Source organism: Agrobacterium sp. 22117 (assembly GCF_052045735.1).
Lineage (GTDB): Bacteria > Pseudomonadota > Alphaproteobacteria > Rhizobiales > Rhizobiaceae > Agrobacterium > Agrobacterium cavarae.
The window spans coordinates 487,974-511,171 of the sequence record NZ_JBQEPP010000002.1; the positions used below are offsets into that span (position 1 = coordinate 487,974).

Genomic DNA, 23,198 nt, shown 5'->3' on the forward strand with positions numbered 1-23,198 from the left:
TGCGCTTTAGGTTTTGGTTTTGTCGCGGGTCGGTATCGCAAAACCGCTGAACAGTTTGCTTGGACCATGCTTCAAAGCGCCGCGCGGCCTATTGGGCGCACAAAGAACGCTTTACCTTTTTGATCGTGCTTTGCGAAGATCGAGCCCGATGTTCGGGCCGATGCTGTCGATCAGGCCGCGGACTTGCTGTCGTTCTGCGCGCAGTAGATCTCTTCAAGCGATGCCAGGATCTTCTTCACCGAGTCCGACGTGCTGGAATAGTAGATCGTCTGTGCATCGCGGCGCGTCTTGACGAGGCGTTGTGCACGAAGCTTGGAGAGATGCTGAGACAAAGCCGATTGGCTGAGGCCAACCTGGGTAGCCAGAACGCCGACCGGAACTTCACCCTCGACCAAGCTGCAAAGAATCATCAGCCTTTTGGGGTTAGCCATTGCCGACAGAAGCCCTGCCGCTGCATTAGCCTGTTCTGATAAGGTCTGCTCTGTCATTTCCAGTCTCCTAATTCGAAGCCGCCCCTAGGCTTTCTTGTCCGGCAACGAATTGCCCCATGCGTCAAGTTTTACCAACATGGTCGCGAGACTGTATATACCTAAATCTAAGGTAAAGGCCACGCTTTATTAGAAGTGTCGTAATTTAGATACTCATTATGCCGCTAGGCTGTTTCGGGGTATTATTTTCTTCTAAAAATCGTAAGTAACGCAAACGAAGAAATGATTAATGTCAAATTCGGTCAAAAATAATATTTTTTTATTCTTCGTAATTTTGACTGCTGCTGTCATATTTTGATCTCAAATCTCGGCATGTCCCAAATCTAGTAGTGCGTGCGTTGCGGGGTGAGGAAAAGAAAGCAGCGCAGGCCTGTCGGGCCTACGCTGCTTCGGATGCTGTGGTATTGAAAAGATCCCGTTCTTTGGAATCAGACCGCCCTCGGCTGGTTCTCCTCCAGCCAGGCAGAATCTAGACGTTGCGGTGACGCGTCAGTCCTCGGACGATGTCTTCCGAGGTGATGGTGCCAATGACCGCTCCCTGTTCGACGACGCCGATCGTACCGGGCTGTCTTGCCATGGCATCGAGAATGTCGATCAAGGGCAGGGAAGGGCGAGCAGTGGCCACGACCGGGCTGTTGCCGTTATCGACTGCCACGCCGCGCCGCATCACGTCGGCGGCGGTCAGCATGGAAATCGGGTTCATGTTCTGCACGAAATCCGCAACATACTGGGTGGCGGGGTTACGCACGATCTCCTGCGGCGTGCCGCACTGGATGATGCGTCCACCCTCCATCATGGCGATGCGATTGCCGATGCGGAAGGCCTCGTCCAGATCGTGGCTGACGAAGAGGATCGTTTTCTTCAGCCTGCTTTGAAACTCCAGCAGCTCTTCCTGAAGTCGGCTGCGGATCAGCGGGTCGAGGGCTGAGAACGGCTCGTCCATCAAAAGGATCGGCGCGCCGGTCGCAAAAGCGCGGGCAAGACCCACACGCTGCTGCATGCCGCCGGAAAGCTCGCCCACCTTGCGCTCGGCCCAGTCGGAGAGATTGACGAGTTCGAGCTGTTCGGCAACACGCTTCTTGCGCTCGGCCTCCGGCACGCCGGAAAGCTCCAGCCCGAAGCCGACATTATCGGCAACATTGCGCCAGGGCAGGAGTCCGAACTGCTGAAAGACCATGGAGACGGTGCGGGAGCGAAGGTCGCGCAGCACCTTGGACGATGCCCGATAGGGATCGACATAGCCCGTATCGGTCTTGACGCTGACACTGCCGCGCACCACCGGGGCAAGGCGGTTGACGGCGCGCAGCAGCGTGGATTTGCCGGAGCCCGACAGCCCCATGAGGACGAGGATTTCGCCTTCCTTGACCGAGAGCGAGGCATTGGCAACGCCAAGCACCAGACCGGTCTCTTTGTTGATTTCGCTGCGGGTCCGCTCCGCATCGATCAGCGGAAGCGCAAGATGAGGATTGTCGCCGAAGACGATATCGACGTTTCCGAAGATGATCGCGTCACTCATACTTCATCCTCCGAGCCTGGCAGGCGAAAGAGCCGGTCAAGAATGATCGCCACGATGACGATGCAAAGACCCGCTTCAAAGCCCATGGCGATGTTGACCGTATTCAGCGCGCGAACCACCGGCACGCCGAGGCCGTTCGCGCCGACAAGTGCGGAGATCACCACCATGGAAAGCGATAGCATGATGGTCTGTGTCAGTCCCGCCATGATCTGCGGCATGGCAAAGGGCAGTTCTACCTTGCGCAGCACCTGGGAGGGCGTGGCGCCGAAGGCGACGGCGGCTTCCACCAGCGCCGGCGGCGTGGAAATGATGCCAAGTCGAGTGAGACGGATGGGAGCGGGGACGGAGAAGATCACTGTTGCGATCAGGCCCGGTACCATGCCGAGACCGAAGAGCACCAGTGCCGGGATCAGATAGACGAAGGTCGGGATCGTCTGCATCAAATCCAGAACGGGACGCATGAAGCTGTAGACCCATTTGCGCCGTGCCGCGAGAATGCCGAGCGGGACGCCGATCAGCATACAGACGGAGCTTGCCGCGATCACGAGCGCCAGCGTTTCGGTGGTCGCTTTCCAATATCCGAGATTGATGATGAGAAGCAGGCCAAGGGCTGTGAAGAGCGGCATTCCGATGGAGCGTCGCATCCAGGCGGAGAGCGCGGTCAAAAGCGCCACGATGATAAGAGGGTGGGGCGCCTGTAGCAGGTAGAGGATAGCGTCGATAACGCTTCCGAAAATAAAGGCTAACCAATCAAAAAAGAAAGAAAGATTTGTGGTCAGCCAGTCGACTGCCTCTTTGGCGTAACGACCGACCGGTAAACGATTTTGGGGTGCACTGAGCCATTCCACGGTAAGATTATGCCTTTCGTGAACGGGTTCATCTGTTCGGCTTCCGACGCTTGAAAGGTCGGAAGCCGGGCGTAGCAGGCGGGTAACCGGCCTTTACAGGCCGATATTCTTCTTGGCTGCAGCCAGCGCGTCGCCGCTGCCGTCCTTGGTCTTGACGCCCGCGAGCCATGGCTCGATGGCGCTCGGGTTCGCCTTCAGCCATGCGGTGGCTGCGGCTTCGCCTTCCATGCCGTCATTCAAGATTTTGCCCATGATCTCGTTTTCCATGGGAAGCGAGAATTGCAGGTTCTTGATGAAGGTGCCGACATTCGGGCATTCGTCCAGATAGCCTTTGCGCACGTTCGTGTAGATTGTTGCGCCGCCAAGGTTCGGACCGAAGACGTCGTCGCCGCCTGTCAGATAGGTCAGCTTGAAATTGGAGTTCATCGGGTGGGGTTCCCAACCGAGAAACACGATGGGCTCGCCAGCCTTATCGGCACGCGCCACCTGCGCCAGCATGCCCTGTTCGGAGGATTCCACCACCTGGAAGTCCTTCAGGCCGAAGGTGTCCTTTTCGACCATGCCGAGAATCAGGCGGTTGCCGTCATTGCCAGGCTCGATGCCGTAAATCTTGCCGCCAAGCTGGTCGCTGTGGGCTGCAATATCCTTAAAGTCCTTGATGCCGAGTTCGGCACCTTTGGCATTGGTGGCAAGCGTATATTTTGCACCCGTCAGGTTTTCGCGCACCGTCTCGACCGACTTGTCTTCGCGGTAAGGTTTGATATCGCCTTCCATCGTCGGCATCCAGTTGCCGAGGAAGACGTCGATGTCCTTGTTTTTCAACGACGTATAGGTCACCGGAACGGAGAGGATTTTCACGTCGGTGTCGTAGCCGAGGCTTTTCAGAATGACGGACGCTGTGGCGGTCGTCGCGGTGATATCGGTCCAGCCGACATCGGAGAAGCGGACGGTTCCGCAGCTTGCCGGTTCGGCAGCCTGGGCGCTGGTGGAAAAGACCGCGATTGCAGAAATTGCCGCGGCAAGAGCCAGACAGCGACGTTGATGTGCAAGCATTGCTTACTCCCTTTTTTTGTTCCTTTATCATTATCAATATCCGCCAATCACAATCAACTCATGCGCATTTGCGTGAGCGGCGGTGTTGTTTGCGACATTGTACACTATCAGCCGCGACGAACAGAACTCCTATTCGAATCGGGTTTTGACCCTAAAGCTGTGACTTTCGTTCGGACACCCTTCCTTCTGCGGGTCCTGCGGGGCAAAAGAGCCTGAAACCTGATTCTTTTGTTGTCGTTTGTCTTTTCGGGATAACCGGTTTTCCACTTATCCCTGACAGACTTTAGAGGGCATGATGGCCAAGCTCTATTTCAATTACTCCGCAATGAATGCCGGAAAATCCACCATGCTCCTGCAGGCGTCCTACAATTATCAGGAGCGCGGAATGCGTACCCTGATCTTCACCGCCGCCTTCGACAACCGGGCCGGTGTGGGAAAGGTGGCCTCGCGCATCGGCCTGTCGTCGGATGCGATGATCTTTGAAGACAGCACGGATATTTTTGCCGAGGTGGCGCGCCTGCATGGCGAGGAGCCGGTCGCCTGCGTCTTCATCGACGAGGCGAATTTTCTCTCCGAACACCATGTCTGGCAGCTCGCCATGATTGCCGACAGGCTGAACATTCCGGTGATGACCTATGGTCTGCGGACGGATTTTCAGGGCAAGCTTTTTCCCGCTTCCAAGGAGCTTCTTGCGATTGCCGACGAACTTCGGGAAATCCGCACCATCTGCCATTGCGGCCGCAAGGCAACGATGGTGGCGCGCTTCGATGAAAGCGGCAAGGTGGTGAAGGAGGGCGCGCAGATCGATGTGGGGGGCAATGAGAAATACGTGTCCTTCTGCCGGCGCCACTGGGTGGAGGCCGTTCAAGACACCTGAGCCGCGCGTTCTGCTCCGTTTGATTTTGGTCAAAGAAGGATGGTGCGTGGGGGAGTAGGACCTGGCGTGGAAAGACCGCATCCGGCGGTTCCACTTCAGGAGTAAGCGCAATGCAAAGTCACGTTCTTCGTCTTCTTACAGCCGCCGCCATTGCCGGCTTCTTCACCTTTCCGGCCGCTGCCGCCGAAATCGAGATCAAGATGCTGAACAAGGGCGCAGATGGGCAGGCGATGGTGTTCGAGCCCGCAGCCGTGAAAGCAAATGTGGGCGACGTCATCACCTTCGTTCCGGTCGATAAGGGTCACGATGCCGCTTCGATCAAGGAACTGGTGCCGGAGGGTGTGGCGGAAGCCAAGGGCAAGATGAACGAGACGCTGAAGGTGACGGTCGACAGGCAAGGCGCTTACGTCTTCAAATGCACCCCGCATTTCGGCATGGGCATGGTGGCGCTTGTGGTCGTTGGCGATCAGCCTGCAAACCTTGATGCGGTGAAGGCCGGCAAGATGCCGAAGAAGGCGCGTGAGAGACTGGATGCGGAACTGGCAAAGCTCAATCTGTAAGCGTCCCTTCCTGCAAGCTCTTGCATTGAGATGAGGCCGTTCGTGGATATATGAAACGAGCGGCCTTATGCGTGTCGCGATCTTTCGGATTTCCTCCCCGCGTCGGCTCTTGTTTTGTCGCATGTCGTTATCGCAAAACCGCTGCACAGTTTTGCGCGACATGCTTTAGTGCCCACTCGATTCGGGAGAGAGAGAACCTGCCATGGCGAAGACGCCGCCCCTTGAGAGCGAGATTGAAAAGGCCAAGGCGGCAATCAGCGACACGCGCGCTGCCGAGGTAAGCCTGCTCCAACAGTTCTCGACACTTCTTGGCGCAGATGACGCGGATGAGAAGGCGCAGGTCAGTCATGAGCGCGAGCGCCAAGCGCTCGATTCCCTCCTTGCACGCTATGATGAGGTTGAGAAGACTCTCGCCAATCTCACGCTCTACCTTTCCGGCGAGATCGAAAAATGTTTCGAGCGTTTTGACGCCGCCAGCGAACGGACGCGCTACGAGAATTTCGTCGCCTTCTTCTCGCGCAACAGGGCGACGAAGCTTCAGGCCGAACGGGTGAAGACGTTTGCGATCGCCGGGACCGTGAAGCGGCTGCTGTTTCTTTCGGATGATGTTGCCGTGCTTCTGACGAACGAGAAAGCTGCCGCTTCGGAGCTTTACGAGAGATGCGAAGCGCCGTTGCTTGCGATGATGGAAAAGCGCCGCCAGTCGGCAGCCGAGATCGAGGCTGGGCGTCAGCGGCTGAAGGAGATCAACGCGTCGCTCGCAACGGTGCAATGGAAGCTTGGCAGTGTGACGGATGACAAGCGCCGCGCTTCACTGGAAGCCGAACGGGAAAGCCTGTCGCTTGAACTGGAAGAGCAGGAAAAATCCTATCATGTTTTGAGAACCCGCCACCAGCGTCTGGAAGACCAGATCCAGCTGCAGGAATCGCTGTCGCAAAGCGCGACCCAGCGGCTCTCGGCACATGCCATGCTCTACAACATGCTGTCGCTCGCGATGGAGCGCGCCATCCAACTCTACGGCGCCGTGACCATGACGCTTGACGGGCTGATGCGGGACATTGAAAAAGACGCGTCGCCACATCCCCATCTTCTCGATCTTCTCAGGATCCACGCGCACAACGCCATCACGCTCGATCATATCGACAAGCGCAAGGCCCCTGTCAGCGAGGCCTTTGTCCGTCGCTACAGAATAGAACGATCCCGTATCGTGGCGATTGAGGGTGCTGCGCGGTAAAAAGATACCTTTGCTGCGTTGTATCCATCGCGCGCGCACCTATCTGAGAACGAAGCTGTACTCGCAGAGGAGTGGGCCGTTGACTGACAATCGAGAGAGGTGAGTATGCTTGATTCCGTTTCGGCGTTCTTCAGACGTGTTTTCAGCGCGCTTGGACGAGGCCTGTCGGTTCTTGGCGCCGCGCTGATCTGGCCGTTCCGCGCGCGGCAAGGATCTGCCGGCCCGCTGGCATGGATGGTACAGGCACCGCTTGCTGTTGGCCTCGTGCTCATCTTCGGTCTCTATGGCTACTTCATCTGGCAAACGCAGGTCTGGACGAACTTCAACCCGGATTACGTCAACGACTACAAGCTTTCGACCCGCACGGTCGGAGCAGGGCAGGAACTGCCTGCCACGCCTGCGACAGTGCCTCAGGCGCAAACAGAGGCGCCGCCCGCGACTGAGGGAGCCGCAACCGCGCCGGCCGCAGTTGCCGCAGCTCAGGCTGCCCGCAGTTGCCAGCCATCCGCCACCGTCGATGTTGCAGCAGGGCTTATCGACTTCAATGTCGATCAGAATGCCTGGATTTCCTCCATGCTGCTCTACAAGCTCGGCCTCTTCGGCGTCGATTGGGACAGTACGCCGTTTCTGGACAACAAGGCCTCCTTCCAGCGCGGCGTGAACCAGGCCGTTCGCCGTACCGCGGTGGAGCTTGTCGATACGCTCGGTCGTGTGCGCGGCACGTCCGGCATCAACAACGACCTGCAGAATGCCCGTGGCAATCTGCAATATGACGAGTATTCCTGGTATTTCGGTCTGAGCCCCTTCGGCCCGAAGACGCCGACGCCAAGCTACTACCGCTCGGCCGCAGACAGTCTGCGCAAGTTCAACACCAGTCTTGCTCAATGCGCCTCTGTCTTCGATACGCGTGCGGACAACCTTATCCAGTTCATCGATCGCATCGCCAACGATATTGGCGGCACCTCCGCGATCCTTCGCGAGCGTTCCGAAAATTATAATGGCGGCTGGTTTGACACGCGTGCCGACGATCGCTTCTGGTTCGCTTATGGTCAGCTTTACGGCTATTACGGCATTCTCTCAGCCGCTGGTGCGGATTTCCAGCAGGTCATTCGCGAGCGCAATGTGACCAGCTTGTGGAACGATACATTGGCGCAGACGCGGGCAGCCCTTCGCATTCAGCCCTTCATCATCTCCAATGGCGATGAAAGCGGGTGGATCATGCCATCGCATCTGGCGACGATGGGCTTCTATGTGCTGCGCGTGCGCTCCAACCTTGTGGAGTTGCGTTCCGTGCTGGACCGCTGAGCGCAAGGGCCTAGCCGAGCGCTCCGACTGGATTACGGAGCGCTTGAGCCGGCCCTAAAACTATTGAGCGGTTGTGCGGCTGGCACGCTCCGTCAAGCGAAGACGTAAAGCGTCAGGAGCGAACCGCGACGTCGCGCGGCGCTTCGATCATGATCAACTGATCACTTTCAGTCGAATGGCCTTGGCGACGAGCTGGGTCCGGTTGACGCAATCCAGCTTTTTGATCGCATTGTTCAAATAGGCGTTGATCGTGTGGTCGGACAGCGAAAGGATTTGTCCGATCTCGGAGGAGGTCTTTCCGTGAGACGTCCAACGGATGACTTCGATCTCGCGCTTCGTCAGCGTTTTCGGCGCCACCAGTTCCGCCTTGCGAATACGATCGTAAACGTCGAAGGCATGGATGGCGACAATGCCCAGCTCATTGAGCACATTCTGACTGGGCTTTGGCGAATCTCCTTCGAAACGCAGAACGTATCGACGACCATTGAGACAGTTGATGGGTGCGATCACGCCACTGACGAGCCCGTATTGCACCATCAAATTCTTCAACTCCGCGCTATAGGGCGGCACGGGAATGTCGTCTTCGAAGCACCAATATTGCGGCATCGATGAATTGGCAATTTTTGCCAGGATAGGGCAATCCGGCAGTTTGCGATGCTGATCGACGCTACGAATGAAGTTGACCGGGACAGTCGTTTCCAGCACCACCGGAGCCAGAAGGTCGTCGCCTTGCGTCGGCACCTTCATCAAGGTGGTGTGGGTGAAGCCGAATGTTTTGGTGAGACGGGAGACGGTCTGCAGCCACTCAGGACGACTTTGGGAGGCCACTATCTCCTGACTGAATACAGACTGCCGTTCCAGTGTTGTCATGGTGATTACATTCGATAAGGTTTATATGTTAACATCAAGAAATATACGAACGGCAACAAATTTCCACCCCTAATTTCCAATAGTCCCAACTTTGGTTAGCACGGTGTTTTTCTAATCGTTTGAATATCTTGATTATTGGAGCGGTTGGGGTCACGACTTTCAAAGTCGCGGGATTTGCTTCGCGAGCGGGCCTCTCGCCTTGTGCCTGTCAAAGCGTGCCGCATGTCGCGCAAAACTGCTGCACGTTTTTGCGCGAGATGCTTTGGATCGACGAGATCAAAGATCGAGATCGGCCTTGCCGGACTTCGGCTTATTCATCAGCTTTTCCAGGAAACCCAACATCACGGCAGAGATGACGAAGGCGAGGTGGATGATGGTGAACCACATCAGCTTGCTGTCGGAATACTGGTTGGCGTTCAAGAAGATCTGCAACAAATGGATCGAGGAGATGGCCACGATTGAGGAGGCGACCTTGATCTTGAGACTGCCGGCGTCGAGCTTCCCGAGGAACGACACCTCATCGTCGGCTTCATCAAAGCGGCTGACGAAGTTCTCATAGCCGGAGATCATTACCATCACGATAAGGCTTGCCACCAGCGCCGCGTCAATCAAGGCCAGCATGGCGAGAATCATGTCCGCATCCGTGTAGACGAAGACGTTCTGGGCGATCTTCAGAAACTTCAGTGCGAAGGAAAAAGCGTAAACGGCCAGTGCTGCCACGAGTCCAAAATAGAAGACGACGAGGATCCAGCGGCTCGAGAGAATGATTCGTTCAATAATGAGTTCAAGTGCTTTCATGTCAGCGGGGCGCCCTTGGCTCGCGTTGAGATAATGTGCGTATTCGTAAAGCGGTGATTTAAGCGGAAAAGACCGATCTTCAAGACCATAGCATTCTGCACATTCTGTTTATCACGGGATGTTTTACGGTGGACCGAGCATGAGGCTGCTGCATGTTCGGCGTCACAATTTTGCAACAGTATGGTCCCCGCTAAATGATGACTGTTATAATCATATTTATTATGTTGACTCACATAATCATGTTTTCTAATTCTCCCCCAGCGGCTCAGCCGTCACATTTCAGCACATATCCGTCGAGCGAGCCTTGAGGCTGTAGCGCGCACCGTCGCGCTTGTCTCTTGCTGTTCGACATCAGGGGGTCATCATGCTTATCCGCGGTTCTCAATCCGCCTTGTTCGTCTGCACGGCGCTGGCGCTTGTGATCAATAGCGTTGGCGCAGAGGCGGAGACCGTGTCTCCGCAGGACGGACAAGGGCCCACTGTGCTGAAACGGATTACCATCAAGGGCGCGCGCGTTGCGTCGGGTAACCCGGCGGCGAACGCAGCGTCCGATACGCCGCTTGCCAGCGTGACGACGGCAGACGAAATCCGCAAAAAGGACATCAGCAACCTGCGCGATCTCGGCAATACGACGGAGCCTGGGGTGGATTTCACCGAGAGCAAGCCAGGCAAGGTGGGCGGGTTGTTCATCCGCGGTCTCGGTGGTCCACGCATCGTCACGCTGCTGGACGGAATCCCGGTTTCCTCCTTCGGCAACCTCGTGCGTGCGGGTGCGTCATCGCCAACGACGGGATTGAGTGACGGCGCAAACACGTTCGACTTTGCAGCGCTCTCGACTGTCGATGTTGTGCGCGGCGCGGATTCGAGCCGCATCGGTCCAGGTGCCATGGGCGGCGCGCTGGTGCTGAGAACGCTTGAACCGGAAGACCTGATAGACCCAGAAAAGGGCTGGGGCGGCGTGGCGAAGCTTGGCTATGACAGCTCCGACAAGAGCCTCGGTGGTTCGCTGGCGGTTGCGAAAAAGATCGAGAACACCTCGGTGTTGTTCCAAGGCGCTTACAAGAAAGGTCATGAGCGCGACAACCTCGGCAAGCAAGACATTGACGGCTTCCAGCGGACCGCGCCAAACCCTGCCGATTTCGATCAGAAGAATGTGATGGCCAAGGTCCGTCAGGATCTTGCTGGTGGGCATCGCATCGGTGTGACCGCAGAGCGCTATGATCTCGATACCGATTTCGACCTGAGAACAATGCAGAGCCCCACAGTCGTCATATCCGGCGGGCGTCCTGCTACGACCTATCTGCCCGGTCAGGGCTGGGGTGAGGAAAACACCCACCGCGACCGCGTATCTTTCGATTATAGCTACGAGGCGGAGAGCGAAGACTCCGTTATCGACGCGGCCAATGCAACGATCTTCTGGCAAAAGCTGACCAAAGAAGCTGGATCGGATGGCCTGCGCACCAGCGATTCCGCTCGGTACATGAGACACAACAGGGTGGAAGAAAACTCCTACGGTCTGACGGGCAACGCTATCTCGCGTTTCGATGCCGGCTCTCTCGACCACGAAATTCGCTTTGGCGGCACGCTGCAGTTTTTCCAGACCGAACAATATCTGGCAGGTCTGCCCGCAAGCGCTGCCGTCAACAAGCCAGATATGCCGGATGTGGATGGCAAGAAGCTTGGCATCTATCTCGATGATCGGATCGGTTTTGGCGATAGCGGTTTTGCTTTGACCCCTGGCGTACGCTTCGATTGGTATGATTATGATCCGCAGACGACGGCCGGTTACAACGGCGCATTGACACCGAAAAGCGGTACGCGCGTCTCGCCGAAAGTGTTGGCGACATATCAAGTCACGCCTGAAACCGAGCTTTTCGCGCAATGGTCGATGACATATCGGCCACCAACGATCGATGAGTATTACATCTATTTCCCCAATATCGGCTACGAGGTTCGCGGCAATCCGGACCTGAAACCAGAGACCGGGCAGGGGTTCGAGGTCGGCGCGAATTATGAGAGCGGCGATCTTTCTGGAAAAGTCACCGTATTCCATAACCGCTACTCGAACTTCATCGAGGATTACACCGTCTCACAGGCGCCGCTCGTCATGTCATGGCGCAATGTCGATAAAGCGCAGATTTCCGGTATCGAGCTAAAAACCCGCAAGGAGTTTGCAAACGGGCTTTTCCTCAACGGCTCTATTGCCTACGCCTATGGACGAAACAGCACTGATAAATCCTATCTACGATCCGTTGCGCCGTTCAAAGCGGTGGCAGGCGTCGGCTATGATCAGGATATTTGGGGCCTCGAATTGTCCGGCATCTTTTCAGCACCAATGCCCAACGATAACAATCCCAACACGTTCGACGCGCCGGGCTACGGCATCGCCAATCTGACTGGCTGGTGGGAGCCGGAACAGTTGAACGGCCTTCGTATCCAGGCTGGCGTCTACAATATTTTCGACAAGAAATATTGGAACGCCGTTGCCGTCCGCGAGGTCAACCCGACGTCACAATCCAGCGGCAACCAGCCGGTCGATTTCTACACCGAGGCAGGCAGGTCGTTTAAGGTCTCTCTGACCAAAACGTTCTGATCAGGGTCTTCTAGATCGATATGGTGGCGCGGAAGCGCCACCGTTTCAACTGAATTACGCCGCGGTTTTCACCGGCAATACAAATACCCACCCTTGCGCTCCAGCACATCCAGATGCAGATGGTCCTGATGGGTCGCGTCGCTTCCGGGCGACAGGACGGTGCGGAAGAACAGGCAGGCGGCGGTGGTGATGGTGCGTTGGAAGGCGCCTTCCATGGTGCCGTCCTCGGTGCGCGGTTTCATCACCAGGGGCTCGCCCTTGTCGAAGGTCATGGTCGCAATGTCGACGGCGTTGCCCTTGGCATGTTCCGACATCTTGCCTGTCGCCGCGCTGTTGCGATTGCGGCAGATATAGGTTGAGGCATTGCCAAAGGCCGTGACCTGACGGTTGGGCATGGCGATCTTGGCGGAGGGGATGACCACGTCCTTTGTCCAGCGGGAAAGCGCAAGCGCTGCCTCGCACCGCATCGTTCCCTTCGGCTCGAGTTTGATGCCGGGCAGAACCGCGGAGACCTCCAGCGGTGAGGCTATGCCGCAGCCGTCTTCTTCGCCCTTGATCGGCTCGATCTCCTGAAACTCGGCGCCGAGCTCTTTCAGTTGCGACAGGCAGGCTTTCAGCTCATCCGGGTTCTCTTGCATGACCGGTTCGGGCGCGGGCTCGTCGGCTTTCTTCTCTTCAGTGGACTTTTCCTCGGTCGGCTTTGCATCGCCTGGGTTGCCTTGCTCGGCTTTGTCGGCCTCCGGTTCTCCATCCTCGGACTTCTTGTCCTCCGGCTTCTTGCCATCTGCCGGCGCCGCCTCTTGAGGGGCTGGCGTCTGAGGTTTTTCCTGCGGCTTAGGCACCGTGTTCTCTGGTGGTGGCGAGACCTGCTCGGGAGCCTTCTCGTTCTTCTCCGGCGAGGTCGCCTTTTCAGGCGTTTCCTGCTGTGGCTTTGCCTCCGGAACCGGAACCTGTTTTGGCGGTTCGGATGCGGCAATCAGCAGCGATGCCGCTACCAGAATGAAGAAACGATGAAGCATGTCGGTCTGTCGCCCCCTGTCGCGCAGATGGTTGCGCGAAAGCGAGAACGCGCCAATGGGCGATCCGGTTCAGGAACGGCCCGCAAATCCGCTTGCCAAGCGGGTTTATTGCCGCTAACAATTTCGCCCATGAACACAACATCGAAGAACATTGCGATCTGGTGGTGGGGCAGCTGAGGCGGCCTTGACCAGTCATGTTCACACGACACGTCCAAGCCGCCCGAAATTTCAGGCGGCTTTTTTGTTATTCTGCCGCCGGTCATCATCGGGTCTAAAAAACGGGAACTGCAGGTAAAATGGTTACAATCACTCAGGATGACGGTTCGGAAATTTACGAGACCAAGGGCGGCATCAAGGTCTCGCGCAAGCGTCGCGAAGCCGATTATGCCAGCGCGATCGACAGCTATGTCGATGGTCTCGACTCCCGTCGCGGCGCGGTCTTCTCGTCCAATTATGAGTATCCTGGCCGCTACACGCGCTGGGATACCGCCATCATCGATCCGCCGCTCGGCATTTCCTCCTTCGGCCGCAAGATGTGGATCGAAGCCTATAACGGTCGCGGCGAGGTCCTGCTTTCCTTCATTGCAGAGAAGCTGAAAGCAACGCCGGATCTCACACTCGGTGCATTGACCGCCCGCCGTCTCGATCTGACGGTCAACGAGCCAGACCGCGTCTTTACCGAGGAAGAGCGCTCCAAGATTCCGACCGTTTTCACGCCGCTTCGTGCCATTGTCGACCTGTTCTATTCCAGCGCGGACTCGGCCATTGGGCTTTTCGGTGCCTTCGGTTACGATCTCGCCTTCCAGTTCGATGCCATCAAGCTCTCGCTGCAGCGCCCGGAAGACCAGCGCGACATGGTGCTCTTCCTGCCGGACGAAATTCTGGTGGTGGATCACTACTCCGCCAAGGCCTGGATCGACCGCTACGATTTTGAGAAGGCCGGGCTGACGACTGAGGGCAAGTCGGAAGAGACCACGGCCGAGCCTTTCAAGACCACCGATACGATCCCGCCGCGCGGCGATCATCATCCTGGCGAATATTCCGAACTGGTGATCAAGGCGAAGGAAAGCTTCCGTCGTGGCGACCTCTTTGAAGTGGTGCCCGGTCAGAAATTCATGGAGCGTTGCGACAGCAATCCATCGGCGATTTCCCGACGCTTGAAGGCGATCAACCCGTCGCCCTATTCCTTCTTCATCAATCTTGGACATCAGGAATATCTGGTCGGCGCATCGCCGGAAATGTTCGTGCGCGTCTCCGGTCGTCGTATCGAGACCTGCCCGATTTCGGGTACCATCAAGCGCGGTGACGATCCGATTGCCGATAGCGAGCAGATCCTCAAGCTGTTGAACTCGAAGAAGGACGAGTCCGAACTGACCATGTGCTCGGATGTCGACCGCAACGACAAGAGCCGTGTGTGCGAACCGGGTTCCGTCAAGGTCATCGGTCGTCGCCAGATCGAGATGTATTCGCGCCTCATCCACACGGTGGACCATATCGAGGGACGCCTGCGCGACGACATGGATGCATTCGACGGCTTCCTGAGCCACGCATGGGCCGTGACGGTGACGGGCGCGCCAAAGCTTTGGGCGATGCGCTTCATCGAAAACCACGAAAAGAGCCCGCGTGCATGGTATGGTGGCGCCATCGGCATGGTTGGCTTCAACGGCGACATGAATACGGGGCTGACACTGCGCACCATCCGCATCAAGGATGGCATTGCGGAAGTGCGGGCAGGGGCGACGCTGCTCAACGATTCCATTCCACAGGAAGAAGAAGCGGAAACCGAACTGAAGGCATCGGCCATGATTGCAGCCATTCGCGATGCAAAAGCCCAGAATTCGACCGTCGGCAAGCGCGATGCGGCCAAGGTCGGAACGGGCGTGAAGATCCTGCTGGTCGATCACGAAGACAGCTTCGTGCATACGCTGGCGAATTACTTCCGCCAGACCGGTGCAACGGTCTCGACCGTTCGCACACCGGTTCCGGCGGAAATCTTCGATCGCTTCCAGCCGGATCTCGTGGTCCTCTCTCCCGGACCGGGCAACCCCGGCGATTTCGATTGCAAGGCGACGATCAAGGCTGCGCGTGCGCGCGAGTTGCCGATCTTCGGCGTCTGCCTCGGGCTCCAGGCGCTGGCCGAAGCCTATGGCGGCGAGCTTCGTCAACTGGCGATCCCGATGCATGGCAAGCCCTCGCGCATCCGCGTTCTGGAGCCGGGCCTTGTCTTTTCCGGCCTGGGCCGTGAAGTCACCGTCGGTCGTTACCACTCGATCTTTGCCGACCCGGCCACGCTTCACCGCGATTTCATGATCACGGCGGAAAGCGAAGACGGCACGATCATGGGCATCGAGCATACGAAGGAGCCAGTGGCAGCGGTGCAGTTCCACCCGGAATCGATCATGACGCTTGGCGGCGATGCCGGCATGCGGATGATCGAGAATGTGGTGACGCATCTGGTGCGCAAGGCGAAGACCAAGGCTGCGTGATCATTTGAAATCTTTTGGCGGCGACTTTAGGCGCCGCCATTTCTCCTGATCGCGTGAGCGCTGGTGAAAATCCTCAAATATATATTTATTGTTCTGGTTCTTGCCGTTACGGGCATCGCCCTCGGCGTGGCTGTGCCAAGGCAGCCAGCCGTCTCCGATGACGCGTCGCCCGCGGAACCGTCCCGTCGCATTTTGGTGCTCAGCAATCCGATCCATACAGACATTGCGGTGCCGGTGGATGCGGAACTGCTGGCGCGCTTTGCCTTCCTGCGGGATGGCCAGCTTGAAATCGATCACCCCGGCCTTCGCTATATCGTCTTCGGCTGGGGCGGTCGGGCGTTCTACACGCGAACGCCGACATGGGCCGATCTTAAACCCATGCCTGTGTTGAAGAGTTTGACCGTCGATCAGTCGGTGATGCATGTGGCGCTTGCGGGCGATATCCCACTGTCAGAACCGAGTGTCATGCCGGTTGACCTCTCGGCTGCGGGATATGCGAGACTGCTCGATTTTATTGTTGCGAGCTTTTCTCGACCGGAGGGGAGGGAGGTTCCGCTCATTGGCCAGTCTTATGGTGCAGACGATGCGTTTTTCGAAGCGGAAGGCGCTTTCAACGTGCTGGTCGGCTGCAACATCTGGACGGCTGCGGCACTTCGGCAGGCGGGGATCGGCACGGGGTGGTGGACGCCGTTGCCCTGGCTTTTAACGACGTCCTTGCGCTTGCATAATGATGCGGGCGTGTTTGCAGTTGGGCCGCTTCGGGTCCGCGGTTTGGGGTGAGCGACGGTCGAGCCGGTTGGCATTGTTGCTGTACCCCCCCTCACGTTCAACGTTTCGGCACCCCCCGAATTGACACGACACTGCCACTCGGATGACATGGCACCTGAAGCCTCGCCCGAAGAAAGCCAGCCACAATGCTCGACCCGCACCAACTTCTAATCGTCTACGCCGCCTATATCATCGCGACCGCGAGCCCAGGCCCGAGCAACATGACGATCATGGGCGTCGCCATGAGCCAGGGCAGGGCGCCGGCTGTGGTGCTTGCGCTCGGTGTGATGACCGGGTCTCTCACTTGGGCTGCGATTGCCGCAACCGGCCTCTCCGCCGTGCTGGCTTCCTTCGCCAACGCGCTGTTCGTCATCAAGATATTGGGTGGGATCTATCTGCTCTATCTGGCCTACAAGTCTGCGCGCTCCGCTTTCATCAACGCGCCGCAAGCAGGGATTGGTGCAGGGAATGGCGGCAAGGCGGATTACGGCAAGCTCTATCGCCGTGGTCTTCTGCTGCATCTGACCAACCCGAAGGCGGTTCTCGGGTGGATGGCGGTCATGTCGCTTGGCCTCAAACCCGGTGCTGGCCCTGCCACGCTTGCCGCAATCGTCGGCGGTTGCGGGCTGCTTGGACTGGTGGTCTTCTGTGGCTATGCGTTGCTGTTCTCCACCGCGCCCGCCATCCGCATGTATCAAAAGGCCAAGCGCTCGATCGAGGCAACGCTTGCGCTCTTCTTCGGCTTTGCGGGTATCAAGCTGCTGCTCAGCAGGGTTTGATAGACTGCGCCAATCAGACGGGAATTCACATGTCGCACGAAACCCACACCACCCGCTTCACCCGTGTCTGCCCGATCCTGCGTATTTTCGATGAGGCCAAGGCGCGGGAGTTCTATGTCGACTTCCTCGGCTTCTCGGTGGATTGGGAGCATCGCTTCGGGGAGAATTTTCCGCTCTATATGCAGGTTTCGCGCGCGGGGCTCGTTCTTCATCTCTCCGGACATCATGGCGATGCGACGCCTGGTTCGACTGTGTTTGTCGAAACGCTTAGGGTGGAAGCCTATCAGCGCGAGCTTGCGGCGAAGGACTACACTTACATGAAGCCGGGCGTCGAGCCGCTGCCCTGGGGCCTGCAGATGGAAGTGACCGATCCATTCGGCAATCGTATCCGCTTCTGCGAGCGGCTCGAGACGGAAAGCGCTTGACCCTTCTGCAAGATTAAATCATAGAACGCGCCAACAGCGAACCGCCTGCACGAACCCTCGTGCGGGCGGTTCGTGCGTTTTGGGGTTCATTTCTGCAATTCGTTTGCATCTGCACGGGGTTTCGCCATGAATGATGAAGGTAACGCTCTCGTCCGAAAGCTGGCTTTCTGGGGCATTCCGTTTTCGTTTCTCGTCCTTGGACTGAAACTCTCGGCATGGTGGGTCACGGGCTCCGTCGCGCTGCTGTCCGACGGTCTGGAATCGACCGTCAATGTGGTTGCGGCCTTCATTGCCTACTTCGTCATTCGCTATGCGCAGAAGCCTGCCGATGACGATCATCAGTTCGGCCACCACAAGGCGGAATATATATCCGCTGTCGTGGAAGGTGTGCTGATCGTCGTGGCGGCGCTGTTGATCGTCAAGGAAGCCTGGGGTGGGTTGTTCGAGCCGCGCCTGCCGGAAGCGCCGGTGCTGGGTCTGGCGATCAATGCTTTTGCCGGCGGTCTCAATGCGGTCTGGGCGACGATCCTCATTCGCGTCGGTCGCAAGCATGCTTCGCCTGCGCTGACGGCCGATGGCCATCACATCATGTCGGATGTCGTGACCTCGATTGGCGTTCTGATCGGCCTCGTGCTGGCCATCGTCACCGGCTATGCGATCCTCGATCCGCTGCTCGCCATTCTGGTTGCCATCAATATTCTCATCCAGGGCTCGAAGGTCATTCTCCACTCGCTGAGCGGATTGATGGACAAGGCGGTGGAGCCGGAAGAGGACGAGGCAATCAAGAAGGCCATTGCCGAGCATTCCGCTGGCGTCCTCAACGTGCATGACTTGAAGACGCGCCGGGCAGGGTCTGCCGCCTTCATCGATTTTCACGTCGTCGTGCCCGCCAGCATGTCGGTGGGCGCGGCGCATGAGATTTGCGATCGCCTTGAAGATGCCATAAGGGGCGTGATACCCGGGGCCACACTCGCCATCCACGTCGAGCCTGAAAGCGAACAGGCGCATGGCGTCAGGGTCAATGTTCTAGAACCAGGAGTTTAAGCCATGTCAGTGACGGATGTTTCCGGCCTGTCCCAGCTGGGCGCGCAGGTCGCAGCCCCTGAAAATCCAGAAAGTGCTGTTCTGGAGCGCGTGCCGAACGGAAATGCAGGGACGGATTACGTCGTGCGCTTCACCGCGCCGGAATTCACCTCGCTGTGCCCGATGACGGGACAGCCGGATTTCGCCCATATCGTCATCGACTACATTCCCGGTGACTTTCTGGTGGAATCGAAGTCGCTGAAACTCTTCCTGCATTCCTTCCGCAACCACGGTGCCTTCCACGAGGATTGCTCGATCTATATCGCCAAGCGGCTGGTCGATCTGCTGGCGCCTAAGTGGCTGCGTATCGGCGCTTACTGGTATCCGCGCGGCGGCATTCCCATCGATGTTTTCTGGCAGACCGGGCCAGCGCCCGAAGGCGTCTGGCTGCCGGATCAAGGGGTGGCGACCTATCGTGGTCGCGGCTGACAGCCTATCCAGGAATATCCGTTGGTCGCCTGCAAAATAGCAATGTCTGCGCTTCCGGTGCTCACACCAACGGAAGTTCCTGATCAAACTGATCGAGGCTCAGACGAAGGAGCTATCGTCGCCTGAGTCGTAATCCGTGTCATTGCTGCTGTCGTCATAGCTCGGGTCATTGTCATCAGGCGTGTAATCCGCCTGCTGCACGTCGTTGCCGTTGTTATCGGCATTGGCCTGCTGTTGGTCGTCGCCATAGTAATTGTTGATGACCGTTTCCTCGACCGGCGCATTGCCAAGTGCATTGCCGCCGGAGAAGGGCGAACCCCAACCGGACGACGCCATGTGGTTGGAGAAGATGCCGCTCAGCGAATTGGCAAGCAGCATGCCGCCTGCGACACCCGCGGCGGCTCCAAGCGCACCTTGAAGGAAACTGCCACCACCGCCACCGGAGCGTCCGAAGCCGGATGTCTGCTGGCTCCACGGCCCACTCGGCTGCTGTGGCTCAGGACTTCTGCTCCAAGGTCCGGATGTCTGGCCGGACATGTCGTTGCGATAGACCGACTGCGGCTGTGGGGACTGCGGGGTTGGGGCAGGGGCGGGTGCCTGCGGCTGATTGGTGCCGAAAATGGAGCTTAGGAAGCCGCCTTGGGTTCCGCGCTGTTGATCGCTCGCACCGCTTTCCAGCTGGTGGATGCGTTCTTCAAGCTGCTTGATGTGGGCGGCGGCCGCTTCCAATCCCTTCTCCTGCACGATGACGGCCTGTGCGAGGTAATAGGGTGCATGCGGCTGATCCCGAACCGACTGGTCGATCAGTGCTTCGGCTTCCGGGTCACGGGCGGTGGACGATGCGGTCCTGATCCTGTCGAACAGGCCCTTGAGCAGTTGGGTTTCTTCTGGTGACATCTCTTGCCTCCTTGGCATGTCGAGAAACGCATACCAAGGAAGTAGAGTTCAAATCGGATTTTTCAAAGCCCCGATTTCTTACATTTCTGTAATCCGATACCTCATCCGCCGAAGGCGAGCGAGAGACCAGCCAGCGCTGTCAGGCCACCGGCGATGCGGGCTGCGATGGGACCGAAGCGCGAGACGCCCAGACCAAGGGCCACACCGGCAAGATGCAGAAGTGCCGTGGCGATCATAAAGCCGATGCCGAACTGCAGCGCGCCAGCCGTTCCAAGTTCCCCGCCATGGGCGTGACCGTGGAAGAGTGCGAAAACGCCGACAATGGCGGCCGCCGCAACGGTTGGCAGCTTGGCAGCGATGGCGACCAGAAGGCCAAGGCCGATGACGGACGCAAGGATCGCAGGTTCGACGAAGGGCAGCTCGATGCCGTAGACCGCCATGAAGAAGCCGATCGCCATGGTGCCGACAAAGGCTGCCGGGACGGCCCACAATGCGTTTTTGCGGCCTTCTGTCGTGGCGATCTGCGATGCCCAAAGGCCAACTGCCACCATCGCAAGGATATGGTCTGCACCAAACAGCGGGTGTGAAACGCCGGCCATGAAGGAGCCGTGCTCTTCCGGATTGAGATGGGCGAAAGCGGGCAGGGTGGTGGCGCCAAGGCTGGCTGCGGCAAGGATAAGTCTTTTCAACATCGTTCCCTCTTCAAATGTCTGGTCGGGTGCCTGCCGTTCTTGGGATAACGGCCACACCTTATCGCAGCCAACGATATGTCGATTCAGAAGAGCCTGTCCATGCGGCATTTGCCGGTGGTCCATGGATTGAGCGCTTTTATTAAGCAGTTCCGCGCCTTGTCTTTTTCGCTCATTGTTTTACGACACAAATCACACTATGTCCGATAGGCACTGAATTATGTTGGAGACCGTCCGTATGAACGAAGAAGAAGACGACAAGAGCAAGGAACTGCCGATCGGTAAAGAAACGGAAGCGAATCTTTTCAAGTCGCGTTCGATCTTCATTTATGGCGGTATTACCCAGGAACTGGCGCAGAAGGTCTGCACGCAGCTTGTCGCACTCGCTGCTGCGAGCGACGACGACATCCGCGTCTATGTCAATTCGCCAGGCGGCCACGTCGAGTCCGGCGACAGCATCCACGACATGATCAAGTTCATCAAGCCGAAGGTGTACATCATCGGCACGGGCTGGGTCGCATCTGCCGGCGCGCTGATCTACGTATCGGTGCCGAAGGAGCGTCGTCTTTGCCTGCCCAACACGCGCTTCCTGCTGCACCAACCCTCCGGTGGCACGCGCGGCATGGCGTCCGACATCGAAATCCAGGCGCGTGAAATCATCAAGATGAACCAGCGCCTGATCAGGATCTTCTCTAAGGCCACTGGCCAGACGGAAGAAAAGATCGCCAAGGACATCGACCGCGATTACTGGCTCGGCGCAGACGATGCCGTTTCCTATGGTCTGGTCGGCAAGATCGTCGAGCACCAGTCGGAAGTCTGACAGTCTGTCCGATAATCGCCGTTGGTGGACTGCAAATGGCAATTTCTGCGCTTCCGGTGCTCACGTACCTTAAGTACGCTGCGCTCCAGTTCTCGAAATCACCATTTTCGTCTCACCATCGACAATTCTTGAACAGACTGTGAGACGTTTCGATCTAAATTCAAAGCCCGTGCCGGTGAAAGCCAGTGCGGGCTTTTTGCTTTGGGTCTGAACCTTGGCACTCTCCCACCGCAACCTCACGCGATGCGAGGCTTGCAAGGCAAGCGAAAGAGCGGGTCGGCACCCGGAATGGCTGTAATGGCCTTGCACGACTCTGTGTTTTTTGGTCAGCCTCTACTCGATCCATTATCAGAGTAGACCATGTTCAAAGATTTCTCCCTTCAAGCCCTGTTCATGGGCTGCCTCACGGCTTTCGTCGGCTTTGCCAGTTCCTTTGCCGTGGTGCTGCAAGGGTTGAAGGCGGTTGGCGCAACGGATTTCGAGGCGGCGTCCGGCTTGATGGCGCTGTCGGTTTCCATGGGGCTTTGCGCCATCGTGCTGTCGGTGACAACCAGACTGCCGGTCAGCATCGCGTGGTCCACGCCCGGAGCGGCACTGCTGGCGACGACGGGTGAGATCGAGGGCGGGTTTCCGGCCGCTGTGGGCGCCTTCATCATCTGCGCCGCCTTCATCATCATTGCCGGGCTGTTCCGCCCGCTTGGGCGCGCGGTGGCCTCCATTCCGGCGCCGCTTGCCAATGCCATGCTTTCGGGCGTCATCATCGGGCTCTGCTTTGCGCCGATCAAGGCCATCGGTTTCAATCCGGCACTCGGCCTGCCGATCATTCTGGCCTGGATCGTCGTTGGGGCCTTCAAGCGGCTGTTTGCCGTGCCCGCAGCACTCGCAGCTTTCGTGCTGGTGATGATCTTCGGCGTGGACATCCCTGCCGGCGCCTTCGATGCGCTGGCGCAATCTTTGACGCCGCCAATGGAATGGGTGACACCGAGTTTCAGCCTGCATGCGGTGGTTTCCATCGCATTGCCGCTCTTCATCGTCACCATGGCATCGCAGAATATTCCCGGCATCGCGGTGCTGAAGGTCAATCATTACGATCCGCAGCCCGGGCCACTCTTTGCAACGACCGGCTTCTTTTCGCTTCTTTCCGCACCCTTCGGCGGCCATGCGGTCAACCTCGCCGCCATCACCGCTGCCATGTGCGCTGGCGAGGACGCCCATCCCGATCCTAAGCGCCGCTACTGGGCCGCGATCATTGGCGGCGTCGGCTATATCATCTTCGGCCTGCTGGCCGGTGTCGTGACCGCCTTCGTTGCGCTGGCACCGCCCATTCTCATTCAAGCGGTGGCGGGTCTGGCGCTGGTCGGCGCCTTTTCAGGTTCGGCGGTTGCGGCCTTCAAGGAGCCGGAGACACGGGAAGCTGCGGCGATCACGTTTCTCGTCACGGCATCCGGGCTTTCCTTCGGTGGAATTTCCGGCGCATTCTGGGGTTTGCTCGGGGGAGGGCTGATGCTAGCGCTGCAGCGAGCGGTCATCGCCGTGCGAGCACGCTCGCTAAAATGACAAGTCACGGCAGAAGATTACTTGTCAGATCAAAAACCGCTGTTTATAGAAAAACCATGACCAGTTGCATCAGGACCTTTTCCGGCATGAGCGCGCAGATTTCT

Annotated in this window: 22 protein-coding genes; 13 read left to right on the forward strand and 9 right to left on the reverse strand. The window is 58.0% G+C overall.

The annotated features are described in order from the left end of the window. Window positions 1-170: 170 nt before the first annotated feature. The 4 genes from ACTJKV_RS06780 to ACTJKV_RS06795 form a co-directional block, all read right to left on the reverse strand. Complete coding sequence (locus tag ACTJKV_RS06780; protein ID WP_062426334.1) at window positions 171-488, reverse strand: ArsR/SmtB family transcription factor; 318 nt, start codon at window positions 486-488, stop codon at window positions 171-173. A gap of 469 nt (window positions 489-957) precedes the next feature. Beyond that, entirely contained in the window at window positions 958-2,004 is a 1,047-nt protein-coding gene (gene choV / locus ACTJKV_RS06785) for a choline ABC transporter ATP-binding protein (protein WP_274101977.1), read from the reverse strand. After that, window positions 2,001-2,852 carry a choline ABC transporter permease subunit gene (gene choW / locus ACTJKV_RS06790; RefSeq protein ID WP_062426336.1) on the reverse strand — a complete coding sequence of 284 codons (852 nt, stop codon included), beginning with the start codon at window positions 2,850-2,852 and terminating at the stop codon, window positions 2,001-2,003. The genes choV and choW overlap by 4 nt, the downstream gene beginning before the upstream one ends. Window positions 2,853-2,945: 93 nt before the next feature. Beyond that, the gene (locus ACTJKV_RS06795; protein WP_062426337.1) at window positions 2,946-3,905 is read right to left on the reverse strand and encodes a choline ABC transporter substrate-binding protein; all 960 of its coding nucleotides are present in this window, start codon (window positions 3,903-3,905) and stop codon (window positions 2,946-2,948) included. Between the two features lie 295 nt (window positions 3,906-4,200). Between ACTJKV_RS06795 and ACTJKV_RS06800 the strand changes: the two genes are divergently transcribed. The 4 genes from ACTJKV_RS06800 to ACTJKV_RS06815 all read left to right on the forward strand — a co-directional run bounded on the left by ACTJKV_RS06800 (window position 4,201) and on the right by ACTJKV_RS06815 (window position 7,881). Further along, window positions 4,201-4,782 carry a thymidine kinase gene (locus tag ACTJKV_RS06800; protein ID WP_111850454.1) on the forward strand — a complete coding sequence of 194 codons (582 nt, stop codon included), beginning with the start codon at window positions 4,201-4,203 and terminating at the stop codon, window positions 4,780-4,782. A 110-nt stretch (window positions 4,783-4,892) separates the two neighbouring features. Then, complete coding sequence (locus ACTJKV_RS06805) at window positions 4,893-5,342, forward strand: pseudoazurin (protein ID WP_062426338.1); 450 nt, start codon at window positions 4,893-4,895, stop codon at window positions 5,340-5,342. A gap of 202 nt (window positions 5,343-5,544) precedes the next feature. Continuing rightward, window positions 5,545-6,576, forward strand: coding sequence for a hypothetical protein (locus tag ACTJKV_RS06810; RefSeq protein WP_274101979.1), 1,032 nt, complete (start codon window positions 5,545-5,547; stop codon window positions 6,574-6,576). A gap of 105 nt (window positions 6,577-6,681) precedes the next feature. After that, window positions 6,682-7,881 (forward strand): DUF2333 family protein, encoded by a 1,200-nt coding sequence (locus tag ACTJKV_RS06815; RefSeq protein WP_274101980.1) that lies wholly within the window; start codon window positions 6,682-6,684, stop codon window positions 7,879-7,881. 153 nt (window positions 7,882-8,034) lie between these two features. Here ACTJKV_RS06815 and ACTJKV_RS06820 read toward each other — a convergent pair whose 3' ends face one another. Next, entirely contained in the window at window positions 8,035-8,751 is a 717-nt protein-coding gene (locus ACTJKV_RS06820) for a helix-turn-helix transcriptional regulator (protein WP_082447309.1), read from the reverse strand. 276 nt (window positions 8,752-9,027) lie between these two features. Beyond that, on the reverse strand, window positions 9,028-9,549 hold the full coding sequence (locus ACTJKV_RS06825; protein WP_440598550.1) for a TIGR00645 family protein: 522 nt from the start codon (window positions 9,547-9,549) through the stop codon (window positions 9,028-9,030). A gap of 364 nt (window positions 9,550-9,913) precedes the next feature. Here ACTJKV_RS06825 and ACTJKV_RS06830 point away from each other — a divergent pair, with 364 nt between their 5' ends. Then, window positions 9,914-12,142, forward strand: coding sequence for a TonB-dependent hemoglobin/transferrin/lactoferrin family receptor (locus tag ACTJKV_RS06830; RefSeq protein WP_440598551.1), 2,229 nt, complete (start codon window positions 9,914-9,916; stop codon window positions 12,140-12,142). Between the two features lie 68 nt (window positions 12,143-12,210). On the opposite strand, the gene ACTJKV_RS06835 is transcribed toward ACTJKV_RS06830, so the two are convergent. Next, window positions 12,211-13,161 carry an extensin family protein gene (locus ACTJKV_RS06835; RefSeq protein ID WP_440598552.1) on the reverse strand — a complete coding sequence of 317 codons (951 nt, stop codon included), beginning with the start codon at window positions 13,159-13,161 and terminating at the stop codon, window positions 12,211-12,213. A gap of 296 nt (window positions 13,162-13,457) precedes the next feature. Between ACTJKV_RS06835 and ACTJKV_RS06840 the strand changes: the two genes are divergently transcribed. The 6 genes from ACTJKV_RS06840 to queF all read left to right on the forward strand — a co-directional run bounded on the left by ACTJKV_RS06840 (window position 13,458) and on the right by queF (window position 19,131). Continuing rightward, entirely contained in the window at window positions 13,458-15,647 is a 2,190-nt protein-coding gene (locus tag ACTJKV_RS06840; RefSeq protein ID WP_112359908.1) for an anthranilate synthase, read from the forward strand. Window positions 15,648-15,710: 63 nt separating this feature from the next. Beyond that, the gene (locus tag ACTJKV_RS06845; RefSeq protein WP_440598553.1) at window positions 15,711-16,427 is read left to right on the forward strand and encodes a TIGR02117 family protein; all 717 of its coding nucleotides are present in this window, start codon (window positions 15,711-15,713) and stop codon (window positions 16,425-16,427) included. Between the two features lie 134 nt (window positions 16,428-16,561). Further along, window positions 16,562-17,194 carry a LysE family translocator gene (locus ACTJKV_RS06850; protein WP_440598554.1) on the forward strand — a complete coding sequence of 211 codons (633 nt, stop codon included), beginning with the start codon at window positions 16,562-16,564 and terminating at the stop codon, window positions 17,192-17,194. Window positions 17,195-17,223: 29 nt separating this feature from the next. Further along, window positions 17,224-17,619, forward strand: a complete 396-nt coding sequence (locus ACTJKV_RS06855; RefSeq protein ID WP_440598555.1) for a glyoxalase superfamily protein — start codon at window positions 17,224-17,226, stop codon at window positions 17,617-17,619. A gap of 126 nt (window positions 17,620-17,745) precedes the next feature. Next, the gene (locus ACTJKV_RS06860) at window positions 17,746-18,663 is read left to right on the forward strand and encodes a cation diffusion facilitator family transporter (protein WP_062426349.1); all 918 of its coding nucleotides are present in this window, start codon (window positions 17,746-17,748) and stop codon (window positions 18,661-18,663) included. Window positions 18,664-18,666: 3 nt separating this feature from the next. Further along, window positions 18,667-19,131, forward strand: a complete 465-nt coding sequence (queF, locus tag ACTJKV_RS06865) for a preQ(1) synthase (protein WP_062426350.1) — start codon at window positions 18,667-18,669, stop codon at window positions 19,129-19,131. A gap of 99 nt (window positions 19,132-19,230) precedes the next feature. Here queF and ACTJKV_RS06870 read toward each other — a convergent pair whose 3' ends face one another. After that, entirely contained in the window at window positions 19,231-20,028 is a 798-nt protein-coding gene (locus tag ACTJKV_RS06870) for a DUF2076 domain-containing protein (protein ID WP_440598556.1), read from the reverse strand. Between the two features lie 101 nt (window positions 20,029-20,129). Next, window positions 20,130-20,720 (reverse strand): HupE/UreJ family protein, encoded by a 591-nt coding sequence (locus ACTJKV_RS06875; RefSeq protein ID WP_440598557.1) that lies wholly within the window; start codon window positions 20,718-20,720, stop codon window positions 20,130-20,132. 235 nt (window positions 20,721-20,955) lie between these two features. Between ACTJKV_RS06875 and ACTJKV_RS06880 the strand changes: the two genes are divergently transcribed. Together ACTJKV_RS06880 and ACTJKV_RS06885 are read left to right on the forward strand one after the other, a co-directional pair. Then, window positions 20,956-21,537 carry an ATP-dependent Clp protease proteolytic subunit gene (locus tag ACTJKV_RS06880; RefSeq protein WP_062426353.1) on the forward strand — a complete coding sequence of 194 codons (582 nt, stop codon included), beginning with the start codon at window positions 20,956-20,958 and terminating at the stop codon, window positions 21,535-21,537. 360 nt (window positions 21,538-21,897) lie between these two features. After that, complete coding sequence (locus tag ACTJKV_RS06885; protein ID WP_440598558.1) at window positions 21,898-23,094, forward strand: benzoate/H(+) symporter BenE family transporter; 1,197 nt, start codon at window positions 21,898-21,900, stop codon at window positions 23,092-23,094. Window positions 23,095-23,198: the final 104 nt, after the last annotated feature.

Excerpts from the sequence above, each read along its gene's own strand:
- ACTJKV_RS06780 (WP_062426334.1), bottom strand. The coding sequence starts at position 488 with ATGACAGAGCAGACCTTATCAGAACAGGCTAATGCAGCGGCAGGGCTT.
- choV (WP_274101977.1), bottom strand. The coding sequence starts at position 2,004 with ATGAGTGACGCGATCATCTTCGGAAACGTCGATATCGTCTTCGGCGAC.
- ACTJKV_RS06795 (WP_062426337.1), bottom strand. The coding sequence starts at position 3,905 with ATGCTTGCACATCAACGTCGCTGTCTGGCTCTTGCCGCGGCAATTTCT.
- ACTJKV_RS06800 (WP_111850454.1), top strand. The coding sequence starts at position 4,201 with ATGGCCAAGCTCTATTTCAATTACTCCGCAATGAATGCCGGAAAATCC.
- ACTJKV_RS06805 (WP_062426338.1), top strand. The coding sequence starts at position 4,893 with ATGCAAAGTCACGTTCTTCGTCTTCTTACAGCCGCCGCCATTGCCGGC.
- ACTJKV_RS06810 (WP_274101979.1), top strand. The coding sequence starts at position 5,545 with ATGGCGAAGACGCCGCCCCTTGAGAGCGAGATTGAAAAGGCCAAGGCG.
- ACTJKV_RS06815 (WP_274101980.1), top strand. The coding sequence starts at position 6,682 with ATGCTTGATTCCGTTTCGGCGTTCTTCAGACGTGTTTTCAGCGCGCTT.
- ACTJKV_RS06820 (WP_082447309.1), bottom strand. The coding sequence starts at position 8,751 with ATGACAACACTGGAACGGCAGTCTGTATTCAGTCAGGAGATAGTGGCC.
- ACTJKV_RS06825 (WP_440598550.1), bottom strand. The coding sequence starts at position 9,549 with ATGAAAGCACTTGAACTCATTATTGAACGAATCATTCTCTCGAGCCGC.
- ACTJKV_RS06830 (WP_440598551.1), top strand. The coding sequence starts at position 9,914 with ATGCTTATCCGCGGTTCTCAATCCGCCTTGTTCGTCTGCACGGCGCTG.
- ACTJKV_RS06835 (WP_440598552.1), bottom strand. The coding sequence starts at position 13,161 with ATGCTTCATCGTTTCTTCATTCTGGTAGCGGCATCGCTGCTGATTGCC.
- ACTJKV_RS06840 (WP_112359908.1), top strand. The coding sequence starts at position 13,458 with ATGGTTACAATCACTCAGGATGACGGTTCGGAAATTTACGAGACCAAG.
- ACTJKV_RS06850 (WP_440598554.1), top strand. The coding sequence starts at position 16,562 with ATGCTCGACCCGCACCAACTTCTAATCGTCTACGCCGCCTATATCATC.
- ACTJKV_RS06855 (WP_440598555.1), top strand. The coding sequence starts at position 17,224 with ATGTCGCACGAAACCCACACCACCCGCTTCACCCGTGTCTGCCCGATC.
- ACTJKV_RS06860 (WP_062426349.1), top strand. The coding sequence starts at position 17,746 with ATGAATGATGAAGGTAACGCTCTCGTCCGAAAGCTGGCTTTCTGGGGC.
- queF (WP_062426350.1), top strand. The coding sequence starts at position 18,667 with ATGTCAGTGACGGATGTTTCCGGCCTGTCCCAGCTGGGCGCGCAGGTC.
- ACTJKV_RS06870 (WP_440598556.1), bottom strand. The coding sequence starts at position 20,028 with ATGTCACCAGAAGAAACCCAACTGCTCAAGGGCCTGTTCGACAGGATC.
- ACTJKV_RS06875 (WP_440598557.1), bottom strand. The coding sequence starts at position 20,720 with ATGTTGAAAAGACTTATCCTTGCCGCAGCCAGCCTTGGCGCCACCACC.
- ACTJKV_RS06880 (WP_062426353.1), top strand. The coding sequence starts at position 20,956 with ATGAACGAAGAAGAAGACGACAAGAGCAAGGAACTGCCGATCGGTAAA.
- ACTJKV_RS06885 (WP_440598558.1), top strand. The coding sequence starts at position 21,898 with ATGTTCAAAGATTTCTCCCTTCAAGCCCTGTTCATGGGCTGCCTCACG.